The sequence below is a fragment of the Trinickia sp. genome, assembly GCF_036503415.1.
Lineage (GTDB): Bacteria > Pseudomonadota > Gammaproteobacteria > Burkholderiales > Burkholderiaceae > Trinickia.
On the sequence record NZ_DASXWY010000223.1, the window covers coordinates 1 to 15,544 of the forward strand.

The window sequence follows — 15,544 nt, forward strand, 5'->3', positions numbered from 1 at the left end:
CACAGTGCCACGCCCACGCGCGGCGGCGCGCTCGTGCGGAAATGGTGGTAGTACGTCAGCACGCCATGCACTTCGGCGCGCGAGAGGTTCATCGCCCGCGCCAGTGGCGTCACCACTTCGGGCGGGATGAAACCGGCTTCGTCCTGTATCGCGTGCAGCACCGCGAGGAGCGAACGCCCTTCGCAGCAGTGCCGCGCGATCAATCGATCGGCGTCGAACACGCGTGTCTCCTTCAAGCGGTACGTTTTGTTGGAGTGCCAGGGCGGGCTGCCCGAGCGTGGCACTTCGTCAGCTAGCTTCTGATTCCTGCAGCTCACGCATTGCAGGCCGCTTGCATGGACAAATAGTGCGGGAGTCGATCTATTAGGAAAAGTTAAAGTTTTTTATCGTCAACATTGATGATGATGAATGGGTCGGCAGGGACGCCCAAAAGCTGCTCCGTTATGCAGCGATGCCCTCTGGCGTTCGCATTTGGCGGTAGAGCCCCCAGATCAAATCGAGTTGGCTGATCGCCCCGACGAGCCGGCCGCCGCCGTCGAGCACGCCCACGCGATCGCACGCGTGATCCTTGAAGTGCGGCGCCAATTCGCTGATCGGTGTATCGGTGCGGACGGTACAGTCATAGTGACTCGGGTTCGACACTCTGGGCGAATGCGGCAGGGCAGACATGATGTCCGCGCAGGTGAGTTCCCCGCACCCGCGGGAAAGGGCGAAGCGGTCTCCGTCGCCGTGCAGTAACGCTTCAATTCCGGACGAATGACGGTGCGCACTCGCGCCCGGCATCGAGGCATCCTCGGCCCCGCCGCGCCGCTGAACGACCGACGACAGACGTTGCCAGAGGCTCGCCCAGCGTCCGGCCGCCGCATGGCTGGCGTCGCCGCTGAACGAGCGCGGATAGCGGTGCCCCATCATCAGGTGAAACGCAAGCGCAGCGCTCAGAAGTGCCGCCGATTGCAGTGCGATCGGCACCAGGACGAAGCGATAACCGAGCTCGTGAACCGCGGGGCCGCCGAGTACGGCAGTCAGGGCAACGGCGCCTGAAGGCGGATGTACGCAGCGAAATGCCAGCATGACACTGATGGCCAAGGCCACCGCCGTTGCGGCCGCAACGATCGGCGTGCCGATCAACTTCGCACATACCACGCCAACGATCGCCGCGCAGATATTGCCGCCCATGATCGACCACGGTTGGGCAAGCGGGCTTTCCGGCACGGCGAACAGCAATACCGCCGACGCGCCCATCGGCGCAACGAGCAACGGCGTTTCCATGTCCATACCGAGGACGGCATGCGCCGCCCAGCCCGTAAAGGCGATGCCGAACAACGCACCCAGACACGATCGAATGCGCTTACCTTGCCCGTCTCCGTTTTTCATCCGTATCGCTCGCTATCGACACAATATTTCGGGGCATCTCATGCACCAATGTGTGGCGAGAATACGGGCGGACGCACCAAATCCGACAGTCAATATTTCTTTGGATATCGATAACACTTTGGTTATCGTCGGCGAAGCCCTCGGCGAGGCAAAATCGTCGCATTCAGGGCCTGGCCGATTGCGGGTTCGTGCGTCGCACGACGAACCATGACTTCGCATTCGTGCATCCGGCCCATTCGCTGCCGCGCGATCATGGAGCTTCATCTCACTCGACGGCAACATCCACGAGCCCATGCCCCACGTGCTTCCCAAAGCTGCCTTGGTCGCGCTCCTTGCAACGTCGGCTTCGCTCGCACCGGCGCAGCCCGTCTCCGCTGCCGGTATGCAGCCCGTCGACTGGTACACGGACGCCGTTACCGCGGACCAGGTTCGCAGCCGCGAGGATGCCGACCGGGATTACTACAACCGCCAGTACTACGACCGGCAATACGAGAACCAGCGTTATAACAACCAGCTTTACAACCGTCAGTACTACAACAGGCAGTACTACAACCGCCAGTACTACAATCGGGAGTACTACAGGAACCACCGATAAGCGCCGCTGCCGCCGGCCGCCGCTCAACCGGTATCGCCGCCGGCAACGGGCAAAACGGTGCCGGTGATATAGCTGGCCTCATCCGAAGCCAGAAACAGAATCGGCGCGACCTGTTCTTCTATCGTGCCGTAGCGCTTGAGAAACGTGGATTCGTTGACCTGCCGCACGGCCTCGCTCATCCAGATGCGTTCCTGCGCACTATCGCCTTCCGGATTGCGTGCGACGCGCCGCGCGGGTGCCTCGGTCCCGCCGGGCGCCGTCGCCACCACCCGTATGTCGTGCTCCGCATATTCCATTGCCAGTGACTGAGTCAGCGCATTTACGCCGCCCTTCGCGGCCGAATACGGCACGCGTCGAATGCCACGCGTCGCATTCGACGAAACGTTGACGATGGTGCCTCGACCGCGCCGAAGCAGATGCGGCAACACCGCATGGCACGCGTACAGTGTGGGCATCAACGAACGACGGATTTCCGCATCGATCTGCGCCGGCTCGAACTGCGCAAACGGACGCATGCGGATGGCCCCGCCCACACCGTTGACGAGCACGTCGATGCCGCCGAACCGTTGCGCCGCAAACGCCATCGCCGCTCGAGCGCCCTCGTAGGTCTCCAGATCCGCGACGAAGCCGGCCGCGCTCGCCTCGGGCGCTTGCGCAGCGACTTCCGCAACGAAATCGGCGCGATCGACCAGGACGACTTTGCCGCCTTCGGCAGCCACACGCAGCGCGACACCCCGACCGATACCCTGCGCCGCGCCCGTCACGACCACCACTTTGCCTGCGAATCGCTGCATGGTCATACTGCCCTCGCGCTCGCGTTGGGCGTGAACTTCTCGTAATGGAAGCTGCTGGGCCTCACGCCGTTATCGTCGAAGTGCTTGCGTACCGCGTCGACCATCGGCGGCGGCCCGCATAGATAGACGTCGACGTCGCCGCCGTTGAGCGCGTCGGCCGGAATGTGTTGCGTCACCCATCCCTTGCGCGGATGGCTCGACACCGCATCGGCCACCACGGTCGCATAGCTGAAATGCGGCAGTCTTGCCGTGTACGCCTCAATCGCGTCCACCTTCACCAGATCGAGATCCCGCGTGACCCCGTAGACCATATGTACCTTGCGCTGTGAATCGCCGCGCGCCAGCACCTCCAGCATCGAGAGAAACGGTGCGAGGCCCGTGCCGCCGGCAAGGAAGAGCAGCGGCCGCTGCGGCTCCCGCAGATAAAAGCTGCCGAACGGCCCGATCAGATCCAGTCTGTCGCCCGGCTGTGCGGATTCGAGCCAGGTGCTCATCACCCCACCGGGAATCTTTTTGATCAAAAAGCTGATCGTCGATTGGCCCGGAGCCGACGAGAATGAATAGGAACGGTTCTGCCCACTACCCGGCACGTCGATATTGACGTACTGCCCAGGGAGAAACACTGGCGCGCTCACGCCCGCATCGAGTTCCAGTACGACCGCGGCATCGTTGTGAGGCTCGACCTTCGCCACGGTCGCGGTGAACCGGCTCTGCTCGGTCTTGCATCCCGAGGAAGACGCGGGCACCGCAATCACACAATCGCTCTCGGGCACCATCTGGCAAGCCAGCACGAGCCCATTGCGCTTTTCGTCCTCGCTCAACGCGTCTTCGATGTAGTCGTCACCGAGGTCGTAACGGCCGCTTTCGGCGCGGCATTTACAGGTGCCGCATACCCCGTCCGCGCAGTCCATCGGCAGATTGATCTTCGCGCGAAAGGCAGCATCGAGCACTTTCTCGCCGGCCTTGCATTCGATGAAGCGGGTTACGCCGTCTTCGAAGTTAAGCGCAATGTTATAGCTTGACATGGAACCTCCTTCACTCCCATGTTGTTCGCCAGGCTCTGAATCTCAGACGTGATAGACGTCGAGCACCTGACGGATATAGTCGTTCTTCAATACGATCTTCTTGGACGAGATCAACAGTTGCCCGTCGACCTGTCTCAACGTGACGAACATCGTGCCGAAGAACTGATCGGTGACCTTATAGCGATGGCTGAGCGTGTGAAAGTTGTAGCGCACGTCCAATTCATCGCCGCGCTCGGCCAGCACTTCCACGTTGGCAACGTAATGGCTGGTCCGCGGTTCGGGTGTCGACGCACCGCTGCGCTCGGTCTTGATGCGGAACACGCGGTCTTCCAGACCGCCGCGGTCCCCGTAATACATCAACGAAATCTGACGCTCGGGGTCGTCCGTGATCTGATCGTCATCGTCCCATGCCGGCATCCAGTAGGTCACGTCGCCGGTATAGCAAGCGAGCCACTCGTCCCACTGGCGGTCGTCGAGCAAGCGCGCCTCGCGGTAAAGCACGTCGCAGACGGTACGGTAGTCGAAGCTCATACCGATGCCTCCTCTCGTTCCTTGTTCAATGCATCGCGCATGACCCGCACCCAGTATTCGTGCTGACAGACAAAGAGCCCCTCGTCTTCGCTGCGCTCGCCCGAGATACGCGGCATCAATCCCATCTTCTTCGCGTTTTCGTCGGGGCCTTCCACCCACAACGGCGCGCCGCGCGAAAGGTCGTTCCATTTCGCAGTTGTGCCCGCATAAGCTGTCTGGCAGGCACGAAACTCTTCGAGATCGTCGGCGGTGCCCATGCCGGTGACGTTGAAGAAATCCTCGTACTGGCGAATGCGCGTTGCGCGATCGGTCGAGTCCTCGCCCTTCGGTGCGAAGCAGAAGATCGTGACCTCCGTCTTGTCCACGCTGATTGGCCGGACCACACGGATCTGCGTACTGAACTGGTCCATCAGGAAAACGTTCGGATACAGGCAGAGATTTCTCGTCTGATTGACGATGAACTCGGCCTTCGCTTCACCGACGCGCGCCTTGATCTCGTCGCGGTGCCGATAGACGGGGCGTACCTCCGGATTCATCGTTCTGGTCCACAGCAGAATATGGCCATGGTCGAACCCGTACACACCTGCAATGGATTTGCACCAGCTGTTTGCATCGACGGCCTGCGTGCCACCCTCCTTGCGCCGCCCCATCGTCGCCGCGTAATTCCAGTGCACGGTGCTGACGTGATAGCCGTCGCAACCGTTCTCCATCTGCATCTTCCAGTTGCCTTCGTAGATGTAGGACGAATTGCCGCGCAAGACCTCCAAACCGTTCGGCGCCTGATCGACGATCTGATCGATGATGACCGTGGCCGCTCCGAGGTAATCCGCGAGTGGCTGAACGTCCGCGTTGAGGCTGCCGAACAGAAAACCGCGATAGCTCTCGAGACGCGCCACCTTTTTCAGGTCGTGGGATCCCGCGATGTTGAACTGCGGCGGATATTGCGTGGTCTTCTCATCCTTCACCTTCAGCAGCTTGCCTGTGTTCGAGAAAGTCCAACCGTGAAACGGACAGGTAAAGCTGCCCTTGTTGCCGTGCTTGCGCCGGCACAGCATTGCACCCTTGTGTGCGCACGCGTTGATGACTGCGTTCAGCTCGCCATTCTTGTCGCGTGTAATCACGATGGGCTGTCGGCCCATCCAGGTGGTGTAGTAATCGTTGCTGTTCGGGATCTGGCTTTCATGAGCCAGATAGACCCAGTTGTTTTCGAAGATATGCTTCATCTCCAGTTCGAACAAACCGGCGTGGGTGAAGATATCGCGGCGGCAGCGGAAAATGCCGGCCTGCTTGTCGTCCTGTACGGCGGTGGACAGCAGGCAATCGAGTTCGTTGGCGGTATCGACGATGGCGGACATATTGGCTCTCCCTGCGTTCACGCCGTGGCCGCGGCCCGCGGGCGTTGGACGATCTGATTGTCCTTGCCGCTCACCAGCGGGGTGAGCACGAAATCGAACTCGATTTCCTTGTATGGGTCGGCCTTCAGCCCCAACGCGAGCCCGCCTGTTCTTTCGACGACGTGAGGAATCAACTCCTCGCGCGTGGCATAGGCGAAGTCGTCCCAGATCAGCGGGTCGCCCTCGATGTTGAACTGCGTCGTCAATTTGCGGCAGTGCTCCGAGGTCACGAAAAAGTGCACATGGGCCGGACGGTTACCGTGCCGTGCCAACGCATTCAACAACTGCTGCGTCGCACCGTGCGGCGGACAGCCGTAGCCCACCGGCATCAGCGTGCGGATTTCGTATTTGCCGTCGGCGCCCGTTCTGACCGCGCCGCGCAGGTTGAACTCGCTTTGCTCGCCGGTCGGGTCGAAGTGAGAGTAAAAGCCCTTCGAGTTGGCGTGCCAGCATTCGACCAACGCGCCTGGAACCGGCTTGCCGTCGGCGCCGCTGACCGTGCCTCGGATGACGAGCGGGCCCGCGCCCGAATCGGGATCGATGTCGATTCGGGCAACGCCATCGCGCACCGGAGCACCCGCAACATAAAGGGGTCCCTCGATCGTACGGGGTGTGCCGCCCGCGATGCCCACCGCCTTGTCCGCCGCGTCCATGCGGATGTCGAGATACTTCTCGAGGCCGATGCCCGCGGCGAGCAACGCCGCTTCGCCGTCCTGCCCGAGCTTGTTCAGATAGTTGACGCCGGCCCACACTTCGTCGGGCGTGATATCGAGGTCGTCGATGGCCTTGAACAAATCGCCGAGCAGGCGCTGGAAGATTTGCTTGAAACGGGCATCGCCGTTCTTGCCGTCCACGTTGGCCGCGGCTCGCAGCAAGTCCTGTACTTCCTTCGTATCGAACACTTTGGTGGTCATGACGGTTGTCTCCATCCAGATAGTTTTCGGGTAAGCCCGGTTTCGCACGCGCCCGCCCTTGAAAAAAACGTCAAGCGTCGCCGTCGCGAATCGACGACGGATGCCGGCACAACGGTGTCACGCAAATCTTCATGTAGGGGAAAAGCGGCAGGCCGATCAGGATGTCGTGCAGCTCGGCGTTGCTCTCGACATCGAAAACGCTGTAGTTCGCGTACTCGCCGGCGAGGCGCCAGATGTGCCGCCATTTACCGCTCGATTGCAACGTCTGCGAATACGCCTTCTCGCGGGCTTTGAGTTCGCCGGCCACATCGGCCGGCATATCGACGGGCAGACTCACGTCCATTCGTACATGAAAAAGCATGTTCAACGTCCTCTTGCCAGATGTGGGGTGTCAGGATGATTTCGTGACTTTCATCAACCCGTCGCGCGTGAAGCGCTGAATCGCGGCTTCGTCCAGTTCGATGCCGAGGCCCGGACCGGTGGGCACGGTCAGTTCGTAGTCGCTGTAATCGAGCGGTTGCCGCAGGATCTCTTCGGTCAGCAACAGCGGTCCGAACAGCTCGGTTCCCCACTGCAGATTGTCGAAGCTCGCGAAGAGATGGGCCGATGCGATCGTGCTGAACGCACCTTCGAGCATCGTGCCGCCATAAAGCTCGATGCCCGCGGCATCGGCGATCGCGGCCACGCGCTGTGCCGCGAAGAGCCCACCGCATTGCTCGATCTTGATGGCGAACACATCCGCGCCATCGTGTTTGGCAATATCGAACGCGCTTTTCGGCCCCTGGACGATTTCGTCGGCCATCAGTGCGACGGGGAACCGGCGCGTGAGACGCGCCAGCGCAGCGGCGGAAGACACCGGCTGTTCGACGAGTTCGCAACCGGCGTCGGCAAGTGCAGGAATGGCGCGCGCCGCTTGCGTTTCGCTCCAGGCCATATTGACGTCGACGCGTACCGCGGCGCGCTCGCCCAGTGCCCGCTTGATTTCGGCGACGTGCTCGATGTCAGCGTCGATCGCCTGCGCACCGATCTTCAGTTTGAAGACCCTGTGCCGACGCATGTCCAGCATCTTGTGCGCTTCGTCGATGTCGCGCGCGGTGTCGCCCGATGCCAGCGTCCATGCGATCGGCAGGCGTTCGCGCCGACGTCCGCCGAGCAAATCGCCCACGGATACACCGAGACGTTTGCCATGCGCGTCGAGCAGCGCCGTTTCGAGCGCGCTTTTGGCGAAATGGTTGCCTTTGACGAGCTTGCCGAGATACGTCATCAGCGCCTCGATGCGGGTCGCGTCCTTCCCGATCATCGCCGGCGCGAGATAAGCGTCGATGGCCAGTTTCATCGACTCCGGGCTTTCGGGGCCATAGGCCATTCCGGCAATGGTCGTCCCCTCCCCGATGCCCACCACGTCATCGCTGCAATAGAGCTTGACGAGCATCAGCGTCTGCCCATACATCGTGGCAACCGAGAGCTTGTGGGGGCGAATCGTCGGCAGATCGACAAGGCGGGTTTCGATGCGTTGGATCGTCGGAACAGACATGGCGGATGCGGTGCGAGTGGAGTTCATGGAGTGGTTTTATACGCCCCGCCCCTCGACAGCGTCCAACACCTTTTTTATCGACTTCGATACCTTTAAGATATGGAACATGCGCTGCGGGCTATTTATTCTGGATATTGCGGCGCAACATACCCGATCGGTATGGACAAGTTGGACCGACTTTGAGGCTCCCCATGGACCTGCGCCAGCTCCGTTATTTCATTGCCGTTGCGCGCGAGCGCAATTTCACGCGTGCCTCCGAACAACTGCATATCGCGCAGCCTCCCTTGAGCCGGCAAATTCAATTGCTCGAGGAAGAGCTGGGCGTTTCGCTGTTGATTCGCCATAGCCGCCCGGTGCAGATGACCGAGGCCGGCCGTCTGTTCTACGAGCAAGCGATGCAGGTGCTGGGACGTGTCGAGCAGATGCAGGCCGCGACAAGACGTGTGGGTCTCAATCAGCGCAGCGTTTTGTCGATCGGCTTTGTCGCCTCCACGCTTTACGGCGGGTTGCCCACCCTGATGCGCAAGCTGCGCGAACACGCACCCGAGCTCGACATACAGGTGGTCGAACTGATGTCGGTCCAGCAGATCCAGGCGTTGAAGGAAGGCCGCATCGATATCGGCTTCGGTCGCGTGCGCCACAGCGATCCGAACGTGACGGGCATCGTGCTGCGCGAGGAGCGTCTGGCGGTGGCGCTACCGATGGGCTCACCCATGGCGCACACGTCGATGCCGCTGCCCCCCACGGAACTCGACGGACAAAAGCTGATCGTCTATCCGAAAGAGCCGCGCCCGAGCTTTGCGGACCAGGTATTGAGCACGCTGAACGGTCACGGCGTCCAACTTGGGGAAGTGCTTGAGGTGCGCGAAATCCAGACCGCGCTGGGGCTCGTCGCAGCTGAATTCGGTGTTTGCGTGATTCCCTCGTCGGCGCGACAAATGCGCCGCGACGTGCATTACCGGCTGTTGGACAGCGATCGCGCAACCTCGCCCGTCATTTTCAATCACCGCGTCAACGACAACTCGAAATACCTCGTTCTCGTCAAACAATTGATCGAGGAAATGTATGCCGAACGTCCGTCATGGCTGGATGCCCATAACCTGCCCACGACGGCGGAAGGACTGAATGACGGCAACGGCCAGGAACAGGAACACACCGTCAAGCGCAAGCGGCCACGGCGCACCGCAAAGCCCTGACGGTTAAAGATCGTTCGCTTGTCTCAGCATCTGCCCGAGCGCGAGTGCCTTGGCGGAGATGCGGTCCGAAGGCGGAAAAACCGCGCGAATGTCGGCCGTCGGCGTCTGCCAACCCGGCAACAGCCGCACGAGCCTGCCCGCGTTGATGTCGGCGCCGATCGAGAAATCCGTCAGCACCGCGAAACCGCCACCCGCCAACGTTGCGGCACGGCAGGCCGGTGCGGTATTGGCGGCGATCGCACTTCGGCAGCGGATATGCTTTTTCACGCCGTGGCTATTGACGAGGTCGAACGTCAATGGCCGCCTCAGCGCCGACGCCGCGATCAACGGCAATCGTGCGAGATCCTCGGGTTTTCGTACCGGGCCGTGCTCCGCCACGAATTCCGGCGAGGCAACGGGCCAGCATACAAAACTGCCGACCCGGATCGATCGGTAACTGGAATCCGCCAGCTTTCCGAGCCGAATGGCGACATCGATGTTCTCCGCAACCAGATCGACATAGCGGTCATCGCTGAGCAGTTGAATACCGAGCTGCGGGTGGGCGCGCCGCAGCGCGACCAGAGCGGGCGCGACCACCAACGCGCCATAGTCGACAGGCGCACTGACGCGCAACGTCCCCCGTAATGCGGCGTTGTCGCTTGCGATCTCGTCGATCGCCGTCTCGGTCGCGCGAAGTATGTCGCGAGCGGCGTCGTAAAAGCGGCGGCCCGCCTCGGTGAGGTTCAGGCTGCGGGTCGTACGCGTCAACAGACTGACGCCGAGCTCGGCCTCCAGCCGCTGAACGTGCGTACTGACCATCGTCTTTGCCATGCCCAGGCGCGCCGCAGCCCCCGTCAGCGACTTGGCATGGACTACCGCCACGAAGACGACGAGGCGGTTCAAGTTCACTTCACGAAGATTCGCCATCGCCGTTCGCTTTAAGTGGACAGAGAAACCGTGATTATCCATCTTATCCAGAAAAGTCGGCTGCGTTACGCTGGGCATATTCCGTCGAAGCCGACGTCAATACGAAACGGAGTGAATTCACATGTCCTCTGCACAACCGCATCCCGAGCGGCCCATTCGGCTTTACACGACCTGGCTTTCAGGCCATGGGCACCGAGTCCGTCTCTTTCTCGAACTACTCGGTTTGCCGTACGACCCGATCGAGATCGACATGTCGGCCGGCGAAAACCGTGGCCCGGCATTTCTTGCAAAAAACCCCTTTGGGCAAGTGCCGGTGATCGAGGACGGCGAGTTCGTTCTGTTCGATTCGAACGCGATCCTCGTCTACCTCGCGAAGACCTACGGCGACGAGTCGTGGCTCCCCAGCGACCCGAAAGGCGCCGCGGCCGTGCAACGATGGCTTTCGCTGGCTGCGGGACAGCTCGCCTACGGGCCATGCGCCGCGCGGCTGGTCACGGTGTTCGACGCGAAGCTGGATTGGGAAGCCGCAAAAGCGGTCGCCGTCAAACTATTCGATGTCATCGAAAACGAAATGGCGTCGAAGCCCTTCGCAATTGGCGATCACCGAACGATCGCCGATATCGCGGCCTATTCGTATATCGCGCATGCGCCGGAAGGCGGCGTGTCGCTCGATCCGTATCCGCATCTACGCGCCTGGCTACGCCGCGTCGAGGCATTGCCAGGATTCGTTCCGATGCCAACGACGCGGGTGGGGCTGTTGGCGAACGCGGCGCCCGAGCGTTCGTGATTGCCTTGGAGCCGAGCGATGACTGCAATCGATAGCGCTGCGGCGCCAGGCGGATCCGGCGGCGGGTCGCCGTTTCACGAAGGCGAGCTCGCGGCTCAAAGCCGCGCCGGCGTTCGCGAGGCAGCGGATGCTGCCGGCCGACGCGGTATCCGCGATCATATGCCCGACCAACACCGTCAGTTCTACGAGCAGTTGCCCTTCATGATCGTCGGTGGCACCGATCGGTTCGGGCAACCGTGGGCGACGATGCGAATCGGGCACCCCGGCTTCGTGTCGTCACCGGATCCACGGACGCTTCGCCTGACCGGAACCACCCTCCCCGGCGATCCGCTGGACGGCGCGTGGTACCCCGGTGCCTTCTTCGGCGGCCTGGGCATCGAACTGCCGACGCGCCGTCGCAATCGGATCAATGGCGTCGTTGTCGCATCGGCAGACGTTGCGTTGACCGTGAGCGTCAGTCAAAGCTTTGGAAACTGCGCCCGATTCATCCAGGCTCGCACACCTGAACGAATCGATATCGGCAACTCACCGCCGCGGCAAGCAGTCGTTCAAACGAAGGGCTCTGCACTTTCGGACTCGGACCGCGCGTTGCTCGAACGTGCCGACACGCTATTCATCGCGTCGGCGCATACATCACCGAACGCGGGCGCTGCGCGCGGCGTGGACGTTTCGCATCGCGGCGGAATGCCGGGCTTCGTTCGCGTCGAGAGCCCCGTGACGTTGTGCATTCCGGACTATGCCGGCAATCGACTTTTGAACACGATAGGCAATCTGACAGCTTCGCCGCTCGCGGGACTACTCGTTCCCGACTTCGAATCCGGCGATTTGCTCTATATCGCGGCAAAAGCCGAGATCGTTTGGGAAGGCGCGGTGCTGAACGAATTCGAGGGCGCGCAGCGGGTCATCCGCTTTCACGTGAGAGAAACGAGGCGCAGCCTCGGCGTGCTGCCGTTTCGCTGGACGCCTCCGCAGTACGCGCCGCAATTCGGCACTGCCACGCCTGGCACGGCCAATCGCGTCCAGCCGGTCACACCGACGACATGACACGCACGATTTCCTTCCAAAGAAAGTTTCCGGCGGGAGGAAGACGGCGCCCGGCGCGCATCACGATGAACCGGTCCAACGAACGCGCGATCGGATGATCGATCGGAATCGCGCGGACCTCACCGTTCGCGATCGGCCTAGCGGCTGCCCGCCGTGTCATGAACGCGATGGCCAGCCCCTCGGCGGCCATCGTCAACGCGGTCACGAACCGATCGCATTTGAACCGCGGTACGAGCATCGGGCGGATATCGTGGAAGATCGCATCGATGTACCGCTGTACGGCGAAGGTATCCGGCATGAAAACGAGGTTTTCGTCCACCAGTTGAGCGGGCGAGACGGTGCCGAGGCTGGCTAGCGGGTGGGCGGGAGAGACGATCGCGCATAACGGTTCGCTTTGCAGCCGCCGCATCACGAGCGAAGGGTCCTTCTCTATTCCGGCCATCAAGCAGATATCGACCTCATCGTCCCGAACCATGCGCAGCATGTCGGGCAAGATCGGACTGCATAGCTCCACCGTGATCTGCGGGAATTGCGCGTTGAACCGCTTGAGCACGCCCGCGACGAAATCATTGACGAACCCTTCGGCGATGCCGAGCGTCAGGCGGCCGCGGCGCAATTCCCGATACTCCTCGAGCTGCGATCTGAAACGGCGCGCATTACGCTCGCATTCGCGAAAGTAGTCGACTACCGCATGCCCCGCCTCGGTCAATGTCACTGCGCGCCCCTTGCGCGATACCAGGGCGAGTTGCAACTCGCGCTGCATCGAAGCGATCTGCCGGCTGATCGTCGACACGTTCACGTCCAGCGATTCCGCCGCCCCCCGCATTGTCCCGTGGACATCGATCGCCTCGAGATAGGACATCGTCCGGTCGCTGATGGCGGGTTCGAGAGTGCCCATCGCAGGATCCTCCGTTGCATCGAATGCAACAGTTTCGCACGTCTGAGCGCATGGATCGCTTTTATTGCCTTGGGATAATGCCGGCTCGGGCACGACAAGACCGAACGCGCACAGCGACGCGGGTCGCGTGCCCGCGTGCCTGGGTGCAAGTGCCTAAGAGCGAGGAGAACGACCGATGCGTGAAACGCAACCATCCCGATACTGTGAGCTGGCCGATCTCGCCGATGCGAGACCGCAACTCGACGAAATCCGCCATCACATTCACCGGCATCCCGAGCTGACGTACGAGGAAGCGGCAACGTCGCGCCTTGTCGCCGAAAAGCTCGAAGCGTGGGGCTACGTCGTGACGCGCAATGTCGGCGGACACGGCGTCGTGGCATCGCTGAGTGCGGGAAGCAGTCCGCGTACCGTGGGCGTGCGCGCCGACATGGATGCGTTGCCGATTCAGGAACTGACTGGCCTGCCCTATGCAAGCATCCACGACGGCAAGATGCACGCCTGCGGTCACGACGGTCATACGACGGTGCTGCTCGGCGCCGCACAGCAGCTTGCGAAGACGCGCAACTTCGACGGCACCGTGCACTTGATCTTTCAGCCGGCCGAAGAGGCCGGCTCCGACAGCGGCGCGCAACGCATGATTGCCGACGGACTGTTCGAGCGGTTTCCTTGCGAAGCGATCTTCGGTCTGCACAATCATCCGGGCGTGCCGGCGGGCACGTTCGGTTTGCGCGCCGGCCCGCTGATGGCCGCGTGCGACACGGTCAAGGTGCGCATCGTCGGGCGTGGGGGACACGCGGCTCGGCCGCACCTCGCAATCGACCCGGTGGTGGTGGGCAGCAGCATCGTCATGGCGTTGCAATCGATCGTGTCGCGCAACGTCGATCCGACCGAGGCCGCCGTCATCACAGTCGGATCGTTCCGCTCGGGCCATGCGCCGAACGTGATTCCCGAAGACGCCGTGCTGGAAATGAGCGTGCGCTCGTTCTCGCCGACGGTGCGCGAAACGTTGGAGGAACGGATCCGGGGGCTGATCGCCTCTCAGGCGCAGGCTTACGGCGCGACGGCCGAGATCGACTTCATTCGCGGCTACCCCGTGCTGATCAACAGCGAGAACGAAACGGCATTCGCCCGCCGGATCGCGGAGGAACTCGTCGGTCCGGAACACGTGATTTTCCCGTTTCCGGCCATCGCCGGCAGCGAAGACTTCGCCTACTACCTGCACAAAGTCCCCGGCTGCTTCATCCGCCTCGGCAACGGCGAAGGCCGCCCGATGCTGCACAACGCGCACTACGACTTCAACGATGACAATCTCACGATCGGCGCAGCCTTCTGGACGCGTCTCGTCGAGCGCTTCCTGAGCAAGGATCGGGCATGAACACCACCGCGCAATCCGTTTCCCAGGCAAGCGCACGCAACGATGCGCAAATGACGCCCGCGCAGCAGCGCAAGATCGTATTCGCGGCAGTCATCGGCAATCTGCTCGAATTCTTCGACTTCACCGTCTACAGCTATTTCGCGCTGACGATCGGCAAGCAGTTCTTTCCATCGAGCGATCCGATCATGTCGTCGCTGCTCGCGTTCGCGGTATTCGCCGTCGGTTTCGTGATGCGCCCGCTCGGTGGCTTCGTGCTCGGCCGGTACGCCGATCGGGCGGGCCGCAAGCCCGCGCTGACGTTGACCATTCTGCTGATGGCGGTGGGTTCGGCTGCCATCGGTATCGCGCCGACGTATGCGCAGATCGGAGTGGCAGCGCCGCTGCTGATCATCGTCGCGCGGCTGGTCCAGGGCTTCGCGCAGGGCGGCGAGTTCGGCGCGGCTACCGCGACCTTGCTGGAAATGGGCGGCGCGGGCAGCCGCGGTTTTCGCGCGAGCTGGCAGTTGGCGAGCCAAGGCGCGGCGGCCCTGCTGGGCTCCGGTCTCGCGGCGAGTCTGGGCTTCCTGCTCTCCGACGCAACCATGCACAGCTGGGGCTGGCGCATCCCGTTTCTCATGGGTACGCTGATCGCGCCGGTCGGCATCTACCTGCGCCGGCATATCCGCGAAGAAGCGCCCGCCGCGAAAGCCATGGCGAGCCGCGACGATCCGAAGCGCGGCCTCTACGTGCGCAACTGGTTCTTGACGATCTTCGCGATCATGGGCATGTCCGTCTCGACCTACGTGATGATGTATTACATGCCGACGTACTGCATCCAGTATCTGGGTCTGCCGCCGAAAATGTCGATGCTGGCGGGCGTCGCGTCGAGCGTCATCTCGCTCGTGATGTGTCCGATCTATGGCGCATTGTCCGATCGAATGGGCAAGCGCAAGCCGCTGACACAGATCGGCCGCATCGCGCTGATCGTGCTCTTGTATCCCGCGTTCTGGGTCATGACGCACTTTCCATCGCTGCCGGTCGTGCTGGCCGCGCTGATCACGCTGATGCTCTGCTACACGATGGGCTCCGCGCCCGCCTATGCGCTGATGCCCGAGAACTTCCCGAAGCATCTGCGCGCGGGTTACATGTCGAGCGCCTATGCGATCGCGGTCTCGGTTTTCGGCGGCACGGCGCAACT

At 62.1% G+C, this 15,544-nt stretch carries 17 protein-coding genes; 6 read left to right on the forward strand and 11 right to left on the reverse strand.

Features of this window, described 5'->3' with window-relative positions:
- Together VGL01_RS25225 and VGL01_RS25230 are read right to left on the reverse strand one after the other, a co-directional pair.
- Positions 1 to 221 (reverse strand): NAD(P)H-dependent oxidoreductase subunit E (locus VGL01_RS25225; RefSeq protein WP_331574274.1); only part of this gene is annotated, 221 nt, incomplete at its 3' end.
- Between the two features lie 220 nt (positions 222 to 441).
- Entirely contained in the window at positions 442 to 1,374 is a 933-nt protein-coding gene (locus tag VGL01_RS25230) for an HPP family protein (RefSeq protein ID WP_331574276.1), read from the reverse strand.
- Positions 1,375 to 1,675: 301 nt separating this feature from the next.
- Between VGL01_RS25230 and VGL01_RS25235 the strand changes: the two genes are divergently transcribed.
- Positions 1,676 to 1,969 (forward strand): hypothetical protein, encoded by a 294-nt coding sequence (locus VGL01_RS25235; RefSeq protein ID WP_331574278.1) that lies wholly within the window; start codon positions 1,676 to 1,678, stop codon positions 1,967 to 1,969.
- A 23-nt stretch (positions 1,970 to 1,992) separates the two neighbouring features.
- Here the strand turns inward: VGL01_RS25235 and benD are convergent, their stop codons facing one another.
- The 7 genes from benD to VGL01_RS25270 form a co-directional block, all read right to left on the reverse strand.
- The gene (gene benD, locus VGL01_RS25240) at positions 1,993 to 2,769 is read right to left on the reverse strand and encodes a benzoate diol dehydrogenase BenD (RefSeq protein ID WP_331574280.1); all 777 of its coding nucleotides are present in this window, start codon (positions 2,767 to 2,769) and stop codon (positions 1,993 to 1,995) included.
- Entirely contained in the window at positions 2,766 to 3,788 is a 1,023-nt protein-coding gene (gene benC, locus VGL01_RS25245) for a benzoate 1,2-dioxygenase electron transfer component BenC (RefSeq protein WP_331574282.1), read from the reverse strand. Before benC ends, benD begins: the two co-directional genes overlap by 4 nt.
- 42 nt (positions 3,789 to 3,830) lie before the next feature.
- Positions 3,831 to 4,319 carry a benzoate 1,2-dioxygenase small subunit gene (benB, locus tag VGL01_RS25250; RefSeq protein WP_331574284.1) on the reverse strand — a complete coding sequence of 163 codons (489 nt, stop codon included), beginning with the start codon at positions 4,317 to 4,319 and terminating at the stop codon, positions 3,831 to 3,833.
- Complete coding sequence (locus VGL01_RS25255) at positions 4,316 to 5,674, reverse strand: Rieske 2Fe-2S domain-containing protein (RefSeq protein ID WP_331574286.1); 1,359 nt, start codon at positions 5,672 to 5,674, stop codon at positions 4,316 to 4,318. The genes benB and VGL01_RS25255 overlap by 4 nt, the downstream gene beginning before the upstream one ends.
- 17 nt (positions 5,675 to 5,691) lie before the next feature.
- Positions 5,692 to 6,627, reverse strand: coding sequence for a catechol 1,2-dioxygenase (catA, locus tag VGL01_RS25260; RefSeq protein ID WP_331574288.1), 936 nt, complete (start codon positions 6,625 to 6,627; stop codon positions 5,692 to 5,694).
- 70 nt (positions 6,628 to 6,697) lie between these two features.
- A complete protein-coding gene (gene catC, locus VGL01_RS25265; protein ID WP_331574290.1) occupies positions 6,698 to 6,988 on the reverse strand; it encodes a muconolactone Delta-isomerase in 291 nt (96 codons plus the stop codon).
- 30 nt (positions 6,989 to 7,018) lie between these two features.
- Positions 7,019 to 8,161: a muconate/chloromuconate family cycloisomerase gene (locus tag VGL01_RS25270; RefSeq protein ID WP_331574292.1), complete on the reverse strand. Its 1,143-nt coding sequence runs from the start codon at positions 8,159 to 8,161 to the stop codon at positions 7,019 to 7,021.
- Positions 8,162 to 8,352: 191 nt separating this feature from the next.
- On the opposite strand from VGL01_RS25270, the gene VGL01_RS25275 reads away from it, so the two are divergent.
- On the forward strand, positions 8,353 to 9,357 hold the full coding sequence (locus VGL01_RS25275; RefSeq protein ID WP_331574294.1) for a LysR family transcriptional regulator: 1,005 nt from the start codon (positions 8,353 to 8,355) through the stop codon (positions 9,355 to 9,357).
- A gap of 3 nt (positions 9,358 to 9,360) precedes the next feature.
- On the opposite strand, the gene VGL01_RS25280 is transcribed toward VGL01_RS25275, so the two are convergent.
- Positions 9,361 to 10,263, reverse strand: coding sequence for a LysR family transcriptional regulator (locus VGL01_RS25280; RefSeq protein ID WP_331574296.1), 903 nt, complete (start codon positions 10,261 to 10,263; stop codon positions 9,361 to 9,363).
- Between the two features lie 121 nt (positions 10,264 to 10,384).
- On the opposite strand from VGL01_RS25280, the gene VGL01_RS25285 reads away from it, so the two are divergent.
- Positions 10,385 to 11,050, forward strand: a complete 666-nt coding sequence (locus VGL01_RS25285; protein WP_331574298.1) for a glutathione S-transferase — start codon at positions 10,385 to 10,387, stop codon at positions 11,048 to 11,050.
- 18 nt (positions 11,051 to 11,068) lie between these two features.
- Complete coding sequence (locus VGL01_RS25290; RefSeq protein ID WP_414720353.1) at positions 11,069 to 12,094, forward strand: pyridoxamine 5'-phosphate oxidase family protein; 1,026 nt, start codon at positions 11,069 to 11,071, stop codon at positions 12,092 to 12,094.
- Here VGL01_RS25290 and VGL01_RS25295 read toward each other — a convergent pair.
- Positions 12,078 to 12,992, reverse strand: coding sequence for a LysR family transcriptional regulator (locus VGL01_RS25295; protein ID WP_331574300.1), 915 nt, complete (start codon positions 12,990 to 12,992; stop codon positions 12,078 to 12,080). The genes VGL01_RS25290 and VGL01_RS25295 overlap by 17 nt on opposite strands.
- A gap of 175 nt (positions 12,993 to 13,167) precedes the next feature.
- On the opposite strand from VGL01_RS25295, the gene VGL01_RS25300 reads away from it, so the two are divergent.
- Entirely contained in the window at positions 13,168 to 14,367 is a 1,200-nt protein-coding gene (locus tag VGL01_RS25300) for a M20 aminoacylase family protein (protein WP_331574302.1), read from the forward strand.
- On the forward strand, positions 14,364 to 15,544 hold a 1,181-nt coding region (locus tag VGL01_RS25305), incomplete at its 3' end, for an MFS transporter (RefSeq protein ID WP_331574304.1). The genes VGL01_RS25300 and VGL01_RS25305, both read left to right, overlap by 4 nt.

What these genes read in the sequence shown, in the direction of transcription:
- VGL01_RS25230 (WP_331574276.1), bottom strand. Translation starts at nt 1,374, where the DNA reads ATGAAAAACGGAGACGGGCAAGGTAAGCGCATTCGATCGTGTCTGGGT.
- benD (WP_331574280.1), bottom strand. Translation starts at nt 2,769, where the DNA reads ATGACCATGCAGCGATTCGCAGGCAAAGTGGTGGTCGTGACGGGCGCG.
- benC (WP_331574282.1), bottom strand. Translation starts at nt 3,788, where the DNA reads ATGTCAAGCTATAACATTGCGCTTAACTTCGAAGACGGCGTAACCCGC.
- benB (WP_331574284.1), bottom strand. Translation starts at nt 4,319, where the DNA reads ATGAGCTTCGACTACCGTACCGTCTGCGACGTGCTTTACCGCGAGGCG.
- VGL01_RS25255 (WP_331574286.1), bottom strand. Translation starts at nt 5,674, where the DNA reads ATGTCCGCCATCGTCGATACCGCCAACGAACTCGATTGCCTGCTGTCC.
- catA (WP_331574288.1), bottom strand. Translation starts at nt 6,627, where the DNA reads ATGACCACCAAAGTGTTCGATACGAAGGAAGTACAGGACTTGCTGCGA.
- catC (WP_331574290.1), bottom strand. Translation starts at nt 6,988, where the DNA reads ATGCTTTTTCATGTACGAATGGACGTGAGTCTGCCCGTCGATATGCCG.
- VGL01_RS25270 (WP_331574292.1), bottom strand. Translation starts at nt 8,161, where the DNA reads ATGTCTGTTCCGACGATCCAACGCATCGAAACCCGCCTTGTCGATCTG.
- VGL01_RS25275 (WP_331574294.1), top strand. Translation starts at nt 8,353, where the DNA reads ATGGACCTGCGCCAGCTCCGTTATTTCATTGCCGTTGCGCGCGAGCGC.
- VGL01_RS25280 (WP_331574296.1), bottom strand. Translation starts at nt 10,263, where the DNA reads ATGGCGAATCTTCGTGAAGTGAACTTGAACCGCCTCGTCGTCTTCGTG.
- VGL01_RS25285 (WP_331574298.1), top strand. Translation starts at nt 10,385, where the DNA reads ATGTCCTCTGCACAACCGCATCCCGAGCGGCCCATTCGGCTTTACACG.
- VGL01_RS25290 (WP_414720353.1), top strand. Translation starts at nt 11,069, where the DNA reads ATGACTGCAATCGATAGCGCTGCGGCGCCAGGCGGATCCGGCGGCGGG.
- VGL01_RS25295 (WP_331574300.1), bottom strand. Translation starts at nt 12,992, where the DNA reads ATGGGCACTCTCGAACCCGCCATCAGCGACCGGACGATGTCCTATCTC.
- VGL01_RS25300 (WP_331574302.1), top strand. Translation starts at nt 13,168, where the DNA reads ATGCGTGAAACGCAACCATCCCGATACTGTGAGCTGGCCGATCTCGCC.